The organism is bacterium SCSIO 12643 (genome assembly GCA_024398135.1).
Taxonomy (GTDB): Bacteria; Bacteroidota; Bacteroidia; order Flavobacteriales_G; family Salibacteraceae; genus CAJXZP01.
Genome location: CP073750.1, coordinates 1,964,236 through 1,983,596 on the forward strand (window position 1 = coordinate 1,964,236; position 19,361 = coordinate 1,983,596).

Here is a 19,361-nt window from a genome sequence, read left to right on the forward strand (position 1 = left end):
AAAAAGTGTGTTATTTATACGTTTGATCTATCCATTGATGAAGTAGTAGGGAATACTTTATGAGCAATTAGAGCTGTAATGATCACGGTGAAACTTCCAATTACATTATACCATAAATATCCCAAATCTATATAGTCGTATACGGTAAGGAAATGTAAAATTAAAACTAGCGTCTGTCCGGTCAATGCGCCTATTAATAGTGCATTTTGTTTAATGCTCTTTATAAAGAATGCCACTAAGAAGATTCCGAGAATAGTACCATAAAATAAAGAACCTAATATATTTACCAATTGGATGAGGTTGTCAAATAAATGAGCAGATAAGGCAATTCCAATGGCCAATACTCCCCAAATAATAGTGAGTACTTTGGATGCGATTACATAATGTTGATCTGAAGCTTCTGTTTTATACAATCTTTTGTAATAATCAATCATAGTAGTAGAAGCTAAAGCGTTTAGCTCACTTGCGGTAGATGACATGGCCGCTGATAGAATCACCGCTAATAGCAAACCAATGACTCCGTGCGGAAGATATTTTAGAATAAAGGTCAGGAATACGTAATCCGTATCTTTTCCATCCACATTGACATCGGCATCTTTTATTACTGTTTTTAGCTCTTTTCGAATATCCTGAGACTTTTGATATAGGTCTATGGATTGTTTTTTGTATTGCGCTTTTTCTTCGGATGATTCTGCGGATAGATAATTTTCAATAGCTTGTTTCTTTTCAGAAAAAGTCGCAGAATAGTCAGATTCTAGTCTTTTGAATTTATCTACTTGTTCGGTTTGATATACTTTTTGTTTGCCTGGTGTATTGAAAAATGCGGGAGGTTCATTGAATTGATAAAAAACGAAAACCATTAAACCGACAAACAGAATAAAGAATTGCATAGGGATTTTTAAGATGGCATTAAACATCATGCCCATCCTACTTTCTTTCAGATTTTTCCCACCCAGATATCTTTGAACTTGAGATTGGTCGGTTCCAAAATAGGATAGTGATAAGAAAAAACCACCTAGAAGTCCGGTCCAAATGGTATAGCGGTTTTTAAGGTTGAATTCCGTATCAATGATTTCCATCTTGCCCATGATTCCTCCAATATCTATGGCCTGGGCAAAACTGATTCGCGTACCCAGGTTTTCCAGGATCAGAAAGAATGCAGTAAACATTCCAAACATAATGATACCCATCTGCCACTTCTGGGTTAAACTCACTGCTTTTGTACCTCCTGAAACGGTGTATATAATGACTAATATCCCAACGAAGATGTTGGTAAGGTCTAAATCCCATCCAAGTAATGAGGATAAAACAATGGATGGTGCATAAATGGTGATGCCTGCAGCCAGGCCTCTGGATATCAAAAAAAGGAAAGCTGTAAAAAGCCTGGTTTTAAGTCCGAAACGTTGCTCTAAATATTCATAAGCGGTATAAACATTAAGCTTATAATAAATAGGTATAAAAACCGCTGAGACAATGATAAGTGCAATGGGAAGTCCGAAATAGAATTGAACGAAACCCATACCATTTTCATAAGCCTGCCCTGGAGTGGAAAGAAAGGTGATTGCACTGGCTTGAGTGGCCATAACGGATAAGCCAATAGTCCAGGAATTCATTTGGTTGTCACCTTTCAGGTAACTCGAAATACTGCTGTTTTTTCGTGTTTTCCAGGCACCATATAACACGATGAATAATAAGGTGCCGATTAAGATGATCCAATCTAATGCTACCATAATGATGAAATGAAATAGTAAACAAGAATTTGAATCAGTAGGAAAACCAGAACTCCGGCATACACCTTAGTCCAGTTATATTTTTTTTCACCTTCTTCCATTGTTATTGATTGGTTGAGTTTTCATCCTGGCTTACATCTTTACCATAGCTAATGATGTTGCCAAATAATTTATATGCGCCCAAAACTCCTGCAGGTAGCTGTCGGAAGAATGAGATTCCGGTAAATACATATTGACCTTTTCCGTAATCAGTTACCAGTAGACTTCCTTTAGCCATATCTTCGTTGGTGTCGTTCCAGCCAATGATAGGAGTGTAATGTTCGTCCCATGACCCGGCAAAATACAAGCCTCTTTCCTGGACCCAATGATCAAAATCACTTTCGTTGATTGGATTGGGGTATTTAAGAATAGGATGATCTCTTTGTAAAAGTTTTGGAGAGGCATCTTCTTCAGTTACACGTGTGCGAGATAGCCTAAAAGGATATGGACCTAATTCTTCGGTGACCAGTCCCCGGTTAGTGTTATATTGAACAAGTACAAAACCACCATTATATACATAGGTATTTAATATAGGTGAAGCACTTTTCATGGCTTTAACTTTATTAAATGCGCGAATGCCAATAATTACTCCGTCATAATGTTTTAAGCTTTCTGCAGATATATTTTCAGGATCCAAAACCGTTACCGTACAACCGATCTCTTTAAGTGCAGAAGGTATTTCGTCACCAGAACCTTTAATATATCCCCAGTTTTTTCGTGTAACCTTAATAGGTGTATTGATAAAGCGCATTTGTGCTTCCGGTAACACTACTTGTGTTGGAATATGTGGATATTCAATTTCTATCAGGCTGTTTTTGAATGGGCTCTGAGGAGTTTCCCAAACGACAGCTTTTAGTTGTAATATTTCCGAATCAATTTGATCCAAAGTGAAAGAAATAGGAATGCTTTGATTTGCTTTAAGTTGTGGTATGCTTTGTGCTTCTGATTTTTGAATTCCTGATGAGGTTTCCCATTGCAATTGAACTTTCACATTTTTAGTATCGCGATTACCTCTTACATGTAAATGTATTTTGTTGTGGAGTGATACTTTTTTGTCAAACTTCACGGTAATTGGCTCAACGATGTTTACCGGGCGATATAATTCTCCACGCACGCGATCAGTCCATTTATAAAGTAGCGGACGTTTGTATTCAATAGTTCCGCGAGAAGTTTTAAATGTAAATGTAGCTTGAACCGATGGGTTGTTTTCAGGTTGAGAAATCAGATTTCTGTGAGTTACGTTAAACCAGTCTGCTGATGATGTGTTTTCCAACCAGTACGGTGTCGTAGTTTGTGAAGAAGTCATCATAGAATCTGTTATCTCCAAATATGAATTGTTCAATGTTTTGTTAACCGTTTGTATACGATCAGAAATCTGAATGGATTGTAATTCATACGGATAGTTGCTTTGAGAAATGGCGTAAGTATGGTAGGTGAACTCTTCATTTTTAATAAGTAATGGCGAGTTTGTTCTGAAATCTAACCATAATCCACCGCAAGCCGCAATGATGTTTTTTAGCTCATACTCCTTTTGATCCTGATAGTTGTTTTGAGGCATTTCTTTAATGTCGAAATAAAGATTCACTAAATCTTCAATGCTTTTTTGAGGATTTAGAGGGTCGAATTTGCTTCGAATAGCGTTCCATTTTTTCTCAATCTTTTTTCCGCCTTCCAGATCAGACCAGGCTCTGAATTTATTTTGTAAGACGTCTTTTTGAGTGGAATCACCTTTGATTAATTTGAAGTATTCAATTCGATCTCCGCGTTGAATACTCATCCCGAATCCCTGACTTTGATGTTGGCTTCTGCTCACAGAGGCTATCTCAGAATAAGAAACTCCAAGTTGCGAATCATATGCACCTATGTTTAAGGTTACATATTCATCTTTATGATTTGCGATGTCTTTATTCCACCAGGAACTTTCATTCCAATACAATTTTTGAGTTTCCCATGTGCCATATTTTTTAGCGGATTCAGGAAATCTGTTTGGGTCGGCTGCGGCATCAAACGCTTCTGCTGCAATTATCGCTGAAACTGTATGATGTCCATGACCTGCACGGCTGTCTGGAGGGAACCGGGTCACAATAACATCGGGTTTGAATTTTCTAATAACCAGAACGGCATCTGCCAAAAGGCTGTCTTTTTCCCAATGTTTAAAAGTTTCCTCCGGAGATTTGGAATAACCAAAATCAATAGCTCTTGAAAAGTATTGGGTTCCACCATCAACGCTTCTAGCCTGAAGAAGTTCTTGAGTTCGAATAATGCCAAGAAGAGCGCCTTTTTCATCTCCAATTAGGTTTTGACCACCATCACCCCGTGTTAATGAAAAATATGCGGTATTCACATTTAGCCCTTTACTCATGTAAGCAATAAACCGGGTGTTTTCATCATCTGGGTGGGCTGCGAAATACAATACATTATTTAAAACACCGATGCGTTCAATTTGTTTTTGGATCTCAGTTCCCTGATAAGATGGTTGTTGACAAAATGCTTGAATTTGAAATAGAGCTATGAAGCTAAATATGATTGATTTCATATACATTGAGATTGTGAAGTTTCAAATATAGTTGCAGAAATTATTAGAAGGGGCATTTTGTCTTTTCAAGATTAAAAATTGTGATTTCTGTAACAAAAATTCAGGTTTTTAAGATTTAAAAACATCAAAAATGAGAAGGTATAAATTGGGAATATAGGTTAAAAAAAGATGTGGATAGATTGAAAATGAGACGGATGATTTTGGGATTTATAGAGTCAAATTTTTGCTATAAAATAAAAATCTTATTTAGAACGGTTCTAAATTAAAAAACCAATTGTCATATTTTTGACGTTTATTAACACAAACTTTGCCTTTCTACTATATTTGCGAGCTATTAAAACGCGTAAGCGAAGAATTAAATTTAAGCATTGAAATACGCTCCACATGAGTCTAAAAATTTCGATTAATAAGTATAAAGTGCATTTAGGTGTGCTTTCTTTGTTTCTAGTTTTGGCCTTTTCAGGGTTTTCACAAGACGGAAAAACATTATTTAAAGCCAATTGTGCGGCATGTCATAAGATAGATAAGAAACTAGTTGGTCCTGCTCTTGCTGGGGTGGAAGATCGCTGGGAGAGTAAAGAAAATCTTATTGCATGGATTAAAAATTCAAGCGAATATTTAAAGAACAATCCAGGTGATTCTTATGCTCAAGATCTATTCAAAGAGTATAATCAATTGCAGATGGCAGCTATGCCACTTACAGATGATGAGGTTAATGCGATCTTAGCATATGTAGCAGCGCCACCAGCAGAGAAAAAACAAGCTCCTACGCAAGAAGTGGTGACTGAGGCTCCGGCTGAAGATTACACTAATATTTGGTTGTTGGCATTTACGGCAATCTTCTTGGTAGTGATTGGGGTGTTGTTAAACGTAAAAGATTCTCTAAAGAAATTATTGTTAGATCTTAAGGGTGAAGAAGGTTTAGCTGCAATCGGAGAAGTTAATGATATAGGTCTGTCTCGCATGGCTCAAATGGGAATGTGGATGGATAACAACAGAAAAATGGTGATTGCTTTTGCAGCCGTTGGTTTTATTGTGTTGTTGTATATCATTTGGTTGCCATTGTTTAATGTGGGTGTTTATACAGGATATGCGCCAGAGCAACCAATTAAATTCTCTCACAAAATTCACGCAGGAGATGACGGTATTGATTGTGTGTACTGTCACTTTGGAGCTGAGAAAGGACGTACTTCTGGAATTCCACCAGTTAATGTATGTATGAACTGTCATAAAGGTATTGAGTCTGGAAAACGTTGGGGAACTGAAGAGATTAGTAAAATCTACGAAGCTGCAGGATGGGATCCGGAAAATCAAAAATATAATCCAAGAAAACAAAACCCGATTGAGTGGGTGAAGATTCACAACTTGCCTGATCACGTTTATTTTAATCACTCTCAACACGTAGTTGTTGGTGGGGTAGATTGTAAAGAATGTCACGGTGATGTGGCTACTTTCGACTACCCAATGCACCAGGAAAATGACCTAACAATGGGATGGTGTATCGAGTGTCACAGAACAAAAGAGGTTAAAATGGAAGGAAATCCATATTATGATAAACTTCATGACCAATTGGTGGAGAAGTATAAAGATCAAGGTTTAGAGTCGTTTACTGTAAACCAAATTGGTGGAATCGAATGTGCAAAATGCCATTATTAATAAGTTAGCCATAACGAGAAAAGACAGATATGAGTAATTCAAGACAATACTGGCAAAGTGTTGAGCAGCTGGAAAACAGCGAAGAGTTCGTTGCAAAGCATCAGAATGAGTTTTCAGAGGAGTTGCCTTTAGATCAGTTTCTAGAAAAAGAAGAATTAAGTACTACATCAACGTCAAGAAGGGATTTTCTGAAGTTTGTGGGATTTAGTCTTACCGCTGCAACGTTAGCAGCATGTGAGGCTCCGGTAATGAAATCTATACCTTATGTGGTGAAGCCAGAAGAGGTGACTCCAGGTATAGCTAACTACTATGCATCTTCTTATTATGATGGATTTGAGTTTGCACCAATTTTGATCAAAACAAGAGAAGGTCGTCCAATTCATATCGAGGGAAATAAGGAAAGCGAAATGACACGTGGTGGTATTACTGCACGTGTAAATTCATCTCTTTTAGGATTATATGACGAAGCAAGAGTTAGAAATCCTAGATTAAACGGAGAAGAAACCAAATGGAGTAAAGTAGATAAGGCGGTTAAAGCAAGTTTGAAATCTGCGAAAAAAGTTAGAATTCTTTCTAACTCTATTATTTCTCCATCAACGCAAGCTGCATTCGATTTGTTTGCATCAAAATTAGGTAGCGAAGAAGCTCCTGTTGATTTTAAACACGTAACTTACGATGAGAGTTCATCAGCAGGTATCTTAATGGCGAATAAAAATTACTTCGGTAAAGCAATTATTCCAAGTTATAGATTCGAGAATGCTAAAGTTGTGGTAAGCTTTGGAGCAGATTTCCTTTCTACATGGTTAAATACTTTAGAGTATTCGGATGGTTATTCTGCAAACAGATTGCCGGACCATGGAGAGATGTCTCGTCACTACCAGTTTGAAGGAAGTTTTTCTTTAACAGGAACAAATGCAGATATTAGAGGAGCAGTAAAACCAAATGAAATTGGTTTAGCAGTTATTGCATTATATAATGAAGTTGCGAAAGCAACAGGAAACGCATCTATTAAAGGAGCGAAATTTGAAGATGATAACGATGTTGCCGGAAAGATTAAATCTGCTGCAAAAGATTTGTTGTCACACAAAGGGAAATCATTAGTAGTTTGTGGATCTAATGATATCGCAACTCAAGAGGTGGTAAATGGTTTGAACCAAATGTTAGGTTCTTATGGAAAGACCATTGATATCACAAAACCATTAAACATTCGTAAGTCAAACGATCAGGAATTTGCAGATTTAGTTGCTGAGATGAAATCAGGTTCTGTAGATACTTTATTGATTTATGGTGTGAATCCAGTGTATAGTGCTCCAGCAAGCTTGGATTTTGCAGGTGCATTAAGTAAAGTGAAAATGTCGGTTTCATTCTCAGATAAAGCAGATGAAACAGGAAGCATGACTACTGTCTTGGCTCCGGACAATCACTACTTCGAAAACTGGAATGATTATGTTCCTGTTGAAGGTTCAGCATTTATTGCACAACCTGTTATTCGTCCATTGTTTACGAAAACTAAGACACAACAAGGAACACGTCAGGCACAAGAAAGTATTTTAAGATTCGTAAAAGTAAGAATGAGCTTTTACGATTTCATGAGAGAGAATTGGAAAACAACAATTCTTCCTTTACAAACAAAATATAGCTCATTTGATGAGCTTTGGAATAACACGGTTCATGATGGATTTGTACATTATACACCGGCTCCAGTTCCTCAAACTTTAGAGGCGATTATTCCAACGGATATTAATACATCTGCATCTAACGTAGTAAAAGGCTCTAAAGCTTCTGGAATGGTAGCTGAGTTATTTACTGAAACAAAGATGGGAATCGGGAATCAAGCGAATAACCCATGGTTGCAAGAGTTGCCAAATGCATTAACTAAGGTAACCTGGGATAACTATGTAGCGATGAACCCGGCAGATTGTAGAGCACAAGGGTATAATACTACTTATGGTCAGCAGTTACCAGCATCTTTGGTAAATGTTTCAATTGGAGGATCAACTTTGAAATTACCAGTGATCGCTACTCCAGGTCAAAAAATTGGAACTGTTTCTATCGCATTAGGTTATGGTAGAACAAAGACTGGTAGAGTGGTTGATCAAGGTGATATGGTTGCTCCTGATGGTTCTAAAACTATTGGTGCAAACGTATTCCCAGCTGTGAATGCAAAAGGTTCAACATTCAATTATTACGTGGATAACGTAACTATTGAATTGGCAGAAGAAAAAGAATACCCGGTAGGTTTAGCGCAAACGCACTTTACTGAAATGGATCGTAAGATTGTGAATGAAACGTCTATTGCAACATATGCAAAAGGAAAAGATGTTTACAATCCGGACCCAACAGTGGTTGATTCTTATGGTGTTTCTCAAAAAGTTGAAAAACTTGATTTATGGGCAGTTCAGGATATTGCTACTGGTCATAGATGGGGAATGACAATTGACTTAAACTTATGTTATGGTTGTTCTGCTTGTGTTACAGCTTGTCATTCTGAAAACAACGTTCCTGTTGTAGGTAAGGATGAAGTTCGTAGAAATAGAATCATGTCCTGGTTAAGAATTGATCGCTATTTCTCTTCTGACATGAGCAAAGCTACTCAGGGAGATACAGGTAAGATTGATATGTACCGTCAAATGGAAGTTCCTTCAGACTATCCAGAGGCTGTACACCAACCAGTAATGTGTCAGCAATGTAACCACGCTCCTTGTGAAACTGTATGTCCGGTTGCTGCAACTACACACAGTGATGAAGGTTTAAATCAAATGACGTATAACAGATGTATTGGTACAAGATATTGTGCGAATAACTGTCCTTATAAAGTACGTAGATTTAACTGGTTCAATTACGTTGGCGATTCTAAGTTTACAGATGTAAACCCTTCACAAAATGATTTAGCGAGAATGGTTCTTAACCCGGATGTCGTGGTAAGATCTCGTGGTGTGATGGAAAAATGTAGTTTCTGTGTACAAAGAATTCAAGCGGGTAAATTAGAAGCTAAGAAAGCAGGTCGTCCGGTTCAGGATGGTGAGGTGACAAGTGCATGTTCTGCAGCTTGTGCAACTGGAGCTATCAGATTTGGAGATTTGAATGATGATAAAACACAAGTTAGTAAAGTGTCTAAAGATGAAAGATCTTATCACTTGCTAGAGGAAGTAGGTACACAACCTAACGTGTTCTATCTAACTAAAGTTAGAAACGTGGATGAAGAGCGTATCCCACCAGGTATTGGTCATGGAGCTGCTCACGGTGGTGATCACGGTCACGATGCACATGGAGGTCACGAAGCGGAAGCTCACGGTGAAGCCCATGAAGAAGCGCATAACGAAGAACATTCAGCACATTAATTAAGAATAATATTACGATTAAAATAAAACCGAATGGTTAAGGAAGCAGAAGTTAGGGATCCGTTAATTCTTGGTAAGGATGTAACTTACCACAGTATTACCGAAGACGTTTGTCGTCCAATTGAAAGTAAAGCAGGCAGATTATGGTGGCTTGTATTTGGTATTTCAGTAATCCTCGCAATATGGGGAACTGGAATGATTCTATATACTATCGGACGAGGTATTGGTGTATGGGGTCTGAACAATACAATTGACTGGGCCTGGGATATTACCAATTTCGTTTGGTGGGTAGGTATCGGTCACGCAGGAACATTGATTTCAGCGGTACTGTTATTGTTCCGTCAGAAATGGAGAATGGCAATTAACCGTTCTGCTGAGGCGATGACAATTTTCGCTGTAATCATGGCAGCATTATTCCCAGGAATTCACATGGGTAGAATTTGGTTAGCATATTTCGTTTTCCCTGTACCGAATCAATTTGGTTCTCTTTGGGTAAACTTTAACTCACCACTATTATGGGACGTATTCGCGATTTCGACTTATTTCTCGGTATCGTTTGTGTTCTGGTATATTGGTTTGATTCCTGATTTCGCAACTATCCGTGATAGAGCAAAAGGACCTATCGCTAAAAAAGTATATGGTTTATTAAGCTTTGGATGGACTGGAAACGTGAAAGCATGGGTTCGTTTCGAAGAAGTATCATTGGTATTAGCAGGTTTGGCTACTCCGTTGGTATTCTCAGTACACTCGATCGTATCTATGGACTTCGCAACTTCTGTAATTCCTGGGTGGCATACAACTATCTTCCCTCCATACTTCGTTGCTGGGGCGGTATTCTCAGGGTTTGCCATGGTACAAACGTTATTATTAGTTGTAAGAAAAGTATTGCATTTTGAACACTACATTACATTCCAGCACATTGAGTTGATGAACCGTATTATCACGATTACTGGTTCAATTGTAGGTGTAGCATACTTATCTGAGTTATTTATCTCCTGGTATTCTGGTGTAGAGTATGAGGGATATGCATTCTTGAATAGAGCAACCGGACCTTACTGGTGGTCATATGCAATCATGATGACTGCAAACGTGATCTCTCCACAGTTATTCTGGTTTAAGAAATTAAGAACAAGTTTATTGTTCTCTTTCTTCATCTCTATTATCGTAAACATCGGTATGTGGTTTGAGCGTTTCGTAATTATCGTTACTTCTCTACATAGAGATTACATTCCTTCTAACTGGTCTATGTTCCATCCGACATTTGTGGATATAGGTGTGTATTTAGGAACAATCGGAATCTTCTTCGTGTTATTCTTTGGATTCACCAGATTATTCCCTGTGTTAGCGCTAAATGAGTTAAAATCTATCTTGAAATCTTCAGGTGAAGCGTACCGTGATAAAGATACTGGACACCACTAATATTTGTAGCTAAAAGCAAGAAAAATGACTAAAGAGAAATTTATATACGGAATGTACAATGATGACGACTTAATGATAGCCGGCATCAAACAATTACAGGCCAAAGGAATTCACGTGAGAGATGCCTATTCTCCATTTCCAGTTCACGGACTTGAAGATGTTTTAGGAATTAAATGGACGCGTATTGCGATTGCTGCATTTATATACGGAATTACCGGATTAACATTAGCAGTATTGGCAATTAACTATATGATGATTATAGACTGGCCTTTGAACATTGGTGGGAAGCCAAACTTCCATTTTTACCAAAACGTTCCTGCGTTTGTTCCAATTATGTTTGAGTTTACAGTATTGTGTGCGGGTCACGGTATGGCGATCACATATTTCTTCAGAAATATGACTTTGCCAGGGATGCCAGCGAGAAATCCACACCCAAGAACTACTGATGATCATTTTGCAATTGAAATTGCAGCTAAAGAAAATACGAACTTCTCTAAAGAGCAAATCGAAGAAATGGTAGCTGAGTCAGGTACTGTTGCTGTATTTGAAAAAGAGAGAATTGTAAAATTCCTATAATCGACTAAACAATGAAAAGAAACGATTTAAATGTATTAAGTATTGCTAAGAAGATTTCTGGAGCATTATTTATTGGTCTTATAGGATTGAGTTTACATTCTTGTTCATCCGATCCTAATTCTCCTGGAGTGGAGTATATGCCAGACATGTATAGAAGTCCGGCACTAGAGCCAAATATGAGACAAGAGGACGAGTATGCTAAAGACAGTATGGAAGTACGTCTACCTGCAGAAGGAACTATTCCTCGTGGTTACATGCCGTTTATGATTCCTGAATCAAATGAAGGATACGCTATGGCAGCGGATTTAAAAAATCCAATTTCTTACAGTGATGAAGTTTTAAAAGAAGGTAAAGTAATTTACGGTAAAATGTGTTCGCACTGTCATGGTAAAACCGGTAAAGGTGACGGAGGTGTAATTAACAATTCTGATTTTCCACCACCACCAGCGTATGATGGATCAATTAAAAACTTACCAGCTGGTAAGATCTTTTACTCGATCACTTATGGTAAGAACATGATGGGATCACATGCATCTCAAATTTCGCAAGAGGATAGATGGAAATTGGTATTCTATGTTCAGAAGTTACAAGGACATGATGTTGCAGCTTTATATGCTAAGGACGCAGCGCAGGAAGTAGCGGCTGATACTGTAGTACTCGCTGATTCACATTAAAAAATATAGTTCTAAGATTTAATAATACAAGAAACTTTAGATAAATGGACCAATTCACTTTTACAGATAAATCCAAAAAGATCTTTATCGCATTGATTTTGATTGGAGTTGCATCGATCATCTACGGAATTGTAGACGGAGATGTTAGTGGTCATCGTATATGGACTAGTGCCTTGATTAACGGCTGGTTCTTTTTTAGTACAGCTTTAATGGGTACCGTATTTATTGCTATCAATTCAGCTGCACAATCAGGTTGGATTGTGGTTTTAAAGCGTGTTTTTGAAGCCGTAAGTTTATATGTGCCAATTGGAGCAGTTACATTAATTATCGTGTTTATCGCATCATCTATGCAATGGAATCACATCTATCACTGGATGGATCCTGAAGCTGTGGCGCATGATCCAATTTTACAACATAAAGAGCCTTATCTGAACTTGCCATTCTGGTGGACAAGAGCTATCGTTATGCTTGGAGTTTGGACACTTTTTACTCTTATTTACAGAAGAAAGTCTTTGAAAGAAGATATGGAAGGTGGAACAAAAATCTACAAAGCAAGTATGGTAACTTCAGCGATCTTTTTGGTATTCTTCGGTTATACATCTGTTGTTGCAGCATGGGACTGGTTAATGTCAATTGATGCACACTGGTTCTCTACACTTTATGGATGGTATGTATTCTCTGGTATGTGGATTAGTGGTATGATCATGGTATTCCTAATCACGCATTACTTGATGAGCAAAGGATATTTAAAAGAAGTAAATGCAAGTCATATTCATGATTTAGGGAAATTCATTTTCGGTATATCTTTCTTGTGGACTTACTTATTCTTCAGCCAGTTTATGTTGATCTGGTATGCAGATATCCCGGAAGAGGTAACTTACTATATTCCTCGTATTAATGATTATACAGTTTCTTTCTGGTCAATGGTTCTAATCAACTTCTTAGTGCCAATGTTATTCTTGATGTCTAAGACTACAAAAAGAAACAGAAATATACTTGCTTTTGTATCGGTTATTATTTTCTTTGGCCACTGGATGGACATCTATTATTTGATCACTCCTGGAGCTATGAAAGCAGACGGACACATTGGTGTTGTTGAGTTAGGAATGATGCTAGGATATTTAGGAATGTTCCTGTTTGTGGTGTTTAAAGAACTTGCAAAAGCTCCGTTGGTGGTTAAAAACCATCCGTTGCTTGATGAGAGTAAACATCATCATATTAATTAAGAAATTAGTGAAGCATCAGATGATATAAATCTGGTGCTTCATTTTATTTTTTGGTAGTTGATTCTACCAAATTGAAACGTAAAATTTATAAACCAAATCAATCAATATGGGCTTTTTATTAGGCTTCGCTACACTGTTAGGTGTGATTTTAATTGTTCAAATCATTCGCGTATTTGAACTTACTTCAAAACTTAGTGGTAATGACCAGTCAACTGTAAGTTGGAAAGACAATCGTGCTAGAGCGTTTTCGTGGTTATTATTTTTAATTGGATATTTCGGGTTATTTATATGGGTGGTTCTTAGATGGGGACCTCATGTACTACCTGAAGCTGCTTCGGTTCATGGAGAAAGTATTGACTTTTTATTTGATTTAAACTGGCTGATTATTATCGTAGCATTCGTTATTACTCATGTGGTATTTGTAGCGTTTGTGTTGAAATTCTATGCAAGACCTGGTTCTAAAGCAGAGTTCATCACACATAACAATAAGCTTGAGATGGTTTGGACGGTAGTACCAGCATCTGTATTGGCAGTAATCATTATCTACGGTTTAAAAACCTGGGATGAATTTAATGGTGATGTTGCTGAGGATGCAATCAATATCGAGTTATATGCAAAGCAGTTTGATTGGACTGCTAGATACGCAGGTACTGATAACCAATTAGGAAAAGCAAACTTTAATTTCATCAATACTGTAAATCCACTTGGATTGGTAACTGAAGCTACTATTGATATTCGTATCGAGGAGCTGAATGCTCAAATTGATGAATTGAATGAGGAGTTGAAGCACGTACCAGAAGATGGTTTAAAAGAAAAAGAAAAACTTGCTGCAATTCATCATAAAGAAACTCAGTTGGCAAAAATTCATGCATTCAGAAGAAACAATGAATTGGCGAAAAATGCGGCTAAAGATGATAAGTTAGTAAAGGTTGAAATGCACATTCCTGTAGGACGTCAGGTGAATATTCAAATGCGTTCTCAAGATGTAATTCATAGTGCATTTATGCCTCACTTTAGAGCGCAAATGAACTGTGTTCCTGGGATGATTACTCGTATGAGATTTATTCCTACGATTACTACTGCAGAAATGCGTAAGAAAACTGGTAATCCTGAATTCGATTATATCTTGTTATGTAATAAGATTTGTGGAGCGGCTCACTATAACATGCAAATGAATATTATAGTAGATACTCCAGAGGATTACGAGAAATGGATAGCAGAGCAAGGCACATTTAATTCAAAATTAATGGCAGCTTTGGGATTAACAGAAACGGATAATAAACTAGCTCTTAAATAATTAATAAGCATTGACTATGAGCAACACAGCACACGCAGCGGATCATCATCACGAAACGTTTATTAGCAAATACGTATTTAGTCAGGATCATAAGATGATTGCTAAGCAATTCCTGGTAACAGGGATGTTTATGGCAACTATTGGTATGATCATGTCTATTCTATTTAGAATTCAAATTGCATGGCCTGGTGAAGGTTTTGCAATTGTAAATTTCTTCCTGGGAGATAAATGGGCTCCAGAGGGTATTATGGATCCAAACATGTATTTGGCTTTAGGTACCATCCACGGAACTATTATGGTATTCTTCCTTTTAACAGCTGGTTTAAGTGGAACATTTGCCAATTTATTGATTCCTTACCAAATTGGAGCTCGTGATATGGCTTCAGGATTTATGAATATGTTATCATACTGGTTATTTGCAGGTTCTTCTGTAATCATGGTGATCTCATTGTTTGTTGAGTCTGGACCGGCATCAGCAGGTTGGACAGTTTATCCTCCATTGAGTGCATTACCACAAGCAATGCCTGGATCAGGTTTGGGTATGACATTATGGTTAGTGAGTATGACATTGTTCATCGCATCGTCTATGATTGGTGGTTTGAACTATATCGTTACGATCGTTAACCTTCGTACCACAGGTATGAAGATGACACGTCTGCCATTAACAATTTGGGCTTTATTGGTAACTGCAATTATTGGTTTGTTATCATTCCCAGTGTTATTATCAGCAGCACTATTATTATTATTTGATAGAAGTTTCGGAACATCATTCTACTTGTCAGATATCTTCATCGCTGGTGAGGCATTAGATTACAATGGTGGTTCTCCAATTTTATTCGAGCACTTATTCTGGTTCTTAGGTCACCCGGAGGTGTATATCATTTTATTACCTGCCTTGGGTCTGACTTCTGAGATTATTGCAACCAATGCACGTAAACCTATTTTCGGTTATAAAGCGATGATCGGTTCTATTTTGGCAATTGCATTCTTATCATTTATCGTTTGGGGTCACCATATGTTCGTAACAGGTATGGATCCATTCTTAGGAAGTGTATTTACATTTACCACTTTGTTGATTGCAATTCCTTCAGCGGTAAAAGTATTTAACTACATTACGACTTTATATAAAGCAAATATTCAGTTTACGCCTGCGATGATGTTCTCAATCGGTATGATTTCAACATTCATCTCTGGTGGTTTAACTGGTATTATTTTGGCGGATTCTGCATTAGACATTACAGTTCACGATACTTACTTTGTTGTCGCTCACTTCCATATTGTAATGGGATTCTCTGCTGTAAATGCGATGTTTGCAGGTGTGTATCACTGGTTCCCAAAAATGTATGGTAGAATGTTAAACCAAAAAATGGGTATAGCGCATTTCTGGTTGACTCTGATCTCTGGATATGGAGTATTCTTCCCAATGCATTTTTTAGGATTGGCAGGTGTACCTAGAAGATATTATACAAATTCAGAGTTTCCATTATTCGACACTTTCGTTGACATGAACGTGTTGATGACAGTATTCGCAATTATTGCCGGGTTCGCTCAGGTGATCTTCTTCTTTAACTTTTTCTATTCAATTAGAAGAGGACCAAAAGCACCTCAAAATCCATGGAGAGCAAATACATTAGAATGGACTACTCCTGTTGAGCATATCCACGGAAACTGGCCAGGTGAATTACCTGTAGTTCATAGATGGGCTTACGATTATAGTAAACCTGGAAAACCAGAAGATTTTGTACTACAAACTGTACCTTTGGAGGACGGTGAAGTAGATGGAGAGCACTAAGCTTAATAAAACTATAAAAGGAAAGCCCTTGCCGTTGTGCAAGGGCTTTTTTGTTGTGCTATTATTGATGGTTTCAACTACATCTATGTATGCACAATTTTTTGATTCTATTGAAACCAGTTTAAAATATAAACCCAGATTGGATTTAAAGCTGGAGTCCCGAAATTCTTTTTTTGCAAATGAATGGGCAATCATAAGTGGTGCACGTGCGGGATTGGATTTTAATAAGACCTTTAAATTGGGAGTTGGTTACAGTTGGTTAAGAAAGGAAATTCAACACGCCATTATTGTGGATGATAGGTCTGTAAATGCAGATTATTTCTTTCATTACGGGGTGTTCTATGCGGAGTATACCTTTTACAAAGTGAAGCCTTTTTCTATGAGTATATATGCTTCTGTGGGAGGCGGAAGGTCCTGGGATAGATATATTGACCTCAATGGAGAGCGACAGACGGCTAATAGTAGTTTTGTTTTTGTGTATGAACCCTATATGACTGGAATGGTTGATGTGCTAAAGTACTTCTCGGTTGGTGCGGGTATGGGTTTTAGATTGGTCGCTTCCGGAAGTGATTTTTCACGTAAGCGCCTGAATACATTAATTTATGTTTTTAAGCTCAAAATAAAACTACCCGAATTGCTGGATGATACCGTCCGCAAATAAATACCTAATAATAGGTATTGTCGGCCCTTTTCTTTTGTCATTCATTTGTCACTAAATAGAATGAATCTAAATAAGGGAAATGAAAAATTATATAATACTATCCATATTAATTTGGGTATTAGGGTCATGTAGTGGTACGAAGAGTGAGGAAAAGGCTTCTACAGGAAAAGGAAAAAAGACTGCAGTGTTAATTGTGAATCACGGTTCTGTGGCGGAATCCTGGCGTAATCAATTATTAGATATTGAGACAAAGATTGAGGATGAGTTATTGGCGCAACCTGGTATTGCGGACGTAAGAACTGCGTTTATGGAATACACTGAGCCTTCTATTGCAACACGAATGAAGGAGTTTGACGAGGAAGGTTATGATGAAGTAGTTATTGTACCGGTTTTTTTGACTGTGAGCTCTCATTATTCACATGACATTCCGGTCATTGTTGGTTTAAGTGCTGACCCTAAGATTAAGGAAGAGCTTAAGAAAGAAAAAATAGAAGTGTATCGTGCAAAAGCAAGAGTTACAATTGCACCGCCATTGGATTACTCTTCGATTTTGAAAAAGAACGTAGAACGTAGAGTAAACGCTTTAAGTAAGAACCCGGACAATGAGGGAGTACTTTTAGTGGCATACGGTGATCAGCAATATAACCAGCAATGGGAAGAAATGGTGGAGAACATCGGTAAATATCTTAAGATGAAAACCGGACATAAGGATATTGCTTATGCATGGTGTGGTCATTTGGTTCATTATTCAACAGAGCCAACAATCAAAGGGATCGAAAAATTGCAGGAATTAAATGACAATGTCGTAGTGGTTCCTGTTCTTATTGCGAATGACCCATATTTCCAAAAGGATATTATCCAGAAGGCGGTTGATGCGGTCAAGGTGGATGATAACGTACTATATGTACAGGATGCTATATTACCTGATGACAACGTTAATAATTGGGTGAAGGACATTGCAATTAAAACCGTGAAAGGTTTATAATGAAATGAATTTGAATAATATACCTGTAAAGAAGGTGCTTGCAACATTGATTGCAGGTGCCTTTTTTTTGTTTTTCTGGATAAATGGCCCGTTACAGGTTGCGGATGTTTTGGGAGATCTTGAAATTGAAGAAACAGAATATGCCAAACCTATTTTAGTTGGAGCGCATCGTGAAACAAAGTCATTTGGTGAGATCGGTGATGTAGAAACGAGAGGAGATGGCTGGGTATTGATCGACAAGCAAGATACTGGCGTTGATAATTTCGGCATGGTAGCTTTAGAAGGAGAAAATGTGGCGTTTGATCCGGAATATCAAAGGAGATTAGAGGGGAAGATTAAAAAGTTGATAGATGATCCTATACAGACGAAGCCGGTTATTGATGGAGACTTTTTATATATCGAGGTAAAGTGGAAGGATAAAACATATTATTATGCCGAAAGCGGAGGTATTATTCGTCATATCAAAGGTTATGGTGGTCCTATCAATGTGGGAATTCTGATAAATGATAATGGCGCTTTAGAACGAGTGTATCATATATCTTCTAAAGAAACACAAAGCTATCTGGTGAAGGTTCAGAAAGCTGGTTATTATAATACCTATGTAGATCTGCCCCTGGAAGAAATGCATGAAATTGATGCGGTTTCGGGAGCGACTTTAACAACTACTGCAATAGCATCTACAGTTACGGATTTGGTGCATCAGTTTAGCGAGGAGTTTACCGATCATTTGGATCAGGATAGATGGATGAGTTCTTTTACGGTCGAAGCAATAGATTCCTGGTTGTGGATACTCCATATTATGGTTATAGGATTAATGTTTGTTTATGGTTTCCAGAAAAAATACAAGAAATCGAAACGAGACATTAGAATCTTGAGCATCGTTTCTGTGGTTTATATTGGGTTTTTTATGAATAGCTCTTTTACCTATATTAGTTTTATTCATCCGTTTCTGGGAACTACCCTATCTCCATTGATTGCATTTTATGCGCTATTCTCCATTTTAGGGGGCATATGGGGACGAAACACCTATTGCACATATGTTTGTCCATTTGGTCATGTTCAGCGCTTGAGCGTCCAAATTTCGGGTAAAAGATGGGTGTCTAAATTCTTTCTATCCAATAAGTGGGTGAGTGGAATTAGAAATGCGTTTGCTATTGTTTTATTAACCGGAGTTTTATTGGGTCTAAGATCCTGGGGAAATTATGAAGTTTTCCCTGATTTATTCGGATTGGATTTTGCTTCGGGGTGGTTATTGGTAGGAATATCTGTAGTTTTAATTAACCTGAAGTTTCCATTTATCTGGTGTAGAATCGCATGCCCGACCGGAGCGGTGTTAGATGGAATCTCCACTGTTTGCAAGAAGTAATTATTAATCATAAGTATAAAAAAAGCCCGACTCTAATTAGAGTCGGGCTTTAGATATTGTAAA

Annotated in this window: 13 protein-coding genes; 11 read left to right on the forward strand and 2 right to left on the reverse strand. The window is 37.6% G+C overall.

Annotated features, from left to right (window positions below; translation table 11 throughout):
* Nucleotides 1-14 precede the first annotated feature (14 nt).
* Together KFE94_08320 and KFE94_08325 are read right to left on the reverse strand one after the other, a co-directional pair.
* On the reverse strand, nt 15-1,730 hold the full coding sequence (locus KFE94_08320) for a sodium:solute symporter (protein UTW68105.1): 1,716 nt from the start codon (nt 1,728-1,730) through the stop codon (nt 15-17).
* 103 nt (nt 1,731-1,833) lie between these two features.
* A complete protein-coding gene (locus KFE94_08325) occupies nt 1,834-4,305 on the reverse strand; it encodes a PIG-L family deacetylase (GenBank protein ID UTW68106.1) in 2,472 nt (823 codons plus the stop codon).
* A 384-nt stretch (nt 4,306-4,689) separates the two neighbouring features.
* Between KFE94_08325 and KFE94_08330 the strand changes: the two genes are divergently transcribed.
* The 11 genes from KFE94_08330 (at nt 4,690) to KFE94_08380 (ending at nt 19,298) form a co-directional block, all read left to right on the forward strand.
* A complete protein-coding gene (locus tag KFE94_08330) occupies nt 4,690-5,961 on the forward strand; it encodes a c-type cytochrome (protein UTW68107.1) in 1,272 nt (423 codons plus the stop codon).
* Between the two features lie 29 nt (nt 5,962-5,990).
* Nucleotides 5,991-9,302 (forward strand): TAT-variant-translocated molybdopterin oxidoreductase, encoded by a 3,312-nt coding sequence (locus KFE94_08335; GenBank protein ID UTW68108.1) that lies wholly within the window; start codon nt 5,991-5,993, stop codon nt 9,300-9,302.
* A 33-nt stretch (nt 9,303-9,335) separates the two neighbouring features.
* The gene (nrfD, locus tag KFE94_08340) at nt 9,336-10,721 is read left to right on the forward strand and encodes a polysulfide reductase NrfD (GenBank protein ID UTW68109.1); all 1,386 of its coding nucleotides are present in this window, start codon (nt 9,336-9,338) and stop codon (nt 10,719-10,721) included.
* 24 nt (nt 10,722-10,745) lie between these two features.
* On the forward strand, nt 10,746-11,297 hold the full coding sequence (locus KFE94_08345; protein UTW68110.1) for a DUF3341 domain-containing protein: 552 nt from the start codon (nt 10,746-10,748) through the stop codon (nt 11,295-11,297).
* A gap of 11 nt (nt 11,298-11,308) precedes the next feature.
* Complete coding sequence (locus KFE94_08350) at nt 11,309-11,971, forward strand: c-type cytochrome (protein UTW68111.1); 663 nt, start codon at nt 11,309-11,311, stop codon at nt 11,969-11,971.
* A gap of 95 nt (nt 11,972-12,066) precedes the next feature.
* Nucleotides 12,067-13,197 (forward strand): quinol:cytochrome C oxidoreductase, encoded by a 1,131-nt coding sequence (locus tag KFE94_08355; GenBank protein UTW68238.1) that lies wholly within the window; start codon nt 12,067-12,069, stop codon nt 13,195-13,197.
* Between the two features lie 496 nt (nt 13,198-13,693).
* Nucleotides 13,694-14,494 (forward strand): hypothetical protein, encoded by an 801-nt coding sequence (locus KFE94_08360; protein UTW68239.1) that lies wholly within the window; start codon nt 13,694-13,696, stop codon nt 14,492-14,494.
* A 16-nt stretch (nt 14,495-14,510) separates the two neighbouring features.
* On the forward strand, nt 14,511-16,286 hold the full coding sequence (locus KFE94_08365) for a cbb3-type cytochrome c oxidase subunit I (GenBank protein UTW68112.1): 1,776 nt from the start codon (nt 14,511-14,513) through the stop codon (nt 16,284-16,286).
* 85 nt (nt 16,287-16,371) lie between these two features.
* Nucleotides 16,372-16,947: a hypothetical protein gene (locus KFE94_08370; GenBank protein UTW68113.1), complete on the forward strand. Its 576-nt coding sequence runs from the start codon at nt 16,372-16,374 to the stop codon at nt 16,945-16,947.
* Nucleotides 16,948-17,017: 70 nt separating this feature from the next.
* Nucleotides 17,018-17,932, forward strand: coding sequence for a cobalamin biosynthesis protein CbiX (locus tag KFE94_08375; GenBank protein UTW68240.1), 915 nt, complete (start codon nt 17,018-17,020; stop codon nt 17,930-17,932).
* 10 nt (nt 17,933-17,942) lie between these two features.
* Nucleotides 17,943-19,298 carry an FMN-binding protein gene (locus tag KFE94_08380; GenBank protein ID UTW68114.1) on the forward strand — a complete coding sequence of 452 codons (1,356 nt, stop codon included), beginning with the start codon at nt 17,943-17,945 and terminating at the stop codon, nt 19,296-19,298.
* The last annotated feature ends 63 nt before the right edge of the window (nt 19,299-19,361 follow it).

Excerpts from the sequence above, each read along its gene's own strand:
- KFE94_08360 (UTW68239.1), top strand. The coding sequence starts at position 13,694 with ATGGTTTGGACGGTAGTACCAGCATCTGTATTGGCAGTAATCATTATC.
- KFE94_08370 (UTW68113.1), top strand. The coding sequence starts at position 16,372 with ATGTATGCACAATTTTTTGATTCTATTGAAACCAGTTTAAAATATAAA.
- KFE94_08320 (UTW68105.1), bottom strand. The coding sequence starts at position 1,730 with ATGGTAGCATTAGATTGGATCATCTTAATCGGCACCTTATTATTCATC.
- nrfD (UTW68109.1), top strand. The coding sequence starts at position 9,336 with ATGGTTAAGGAAGCAGAAGTTAGGGATCCGTTAATTCTTGGTAAGGAT.
- KFE94_08325 (UTW68106.1), bottom strand. The coding sequence starts at position 4,305 with ATGAAATCAATCATATTTAGCTTCATAGCTCTATTTCAAATTCAAGCA.
- KFE94_08350 (UTW68111.1), top strand. The coding sequence starts at position 11,309 with ATGAAAAGAAACGATTTAAATGTATTAAGTATTGCTAAGAAGATTTCT.
- KFE94_08335 (UTW68108.1), top strand. The coding sequence starts at position 5,991 with ATGAGTAATTCAAGACAATACTGGCAAAGTGTTGAGCAGCTGGAAAAC.
- KFE94_08345 (UTW68110.1), top strand. The coding sequence starts at position 10,746 with ATGACTAAAGAGAAATTTATATACGGAATGTACAATGATGACGACTTA.
- KFE94_08330 (UTW68107.1), top strand. The coding sequence starts at position 4,690 with ATGAGTCTAAAAATTTCGATTAATAAGTATAAAGTGCATTTAGGTGTG.
- KFE94_08365 (UTW68112.1), top strand. The coding sequence starts at position 14,511 with ATGAGCAACACAGCACACGCAGCGGATCATCATCACGAAACGTTTATT.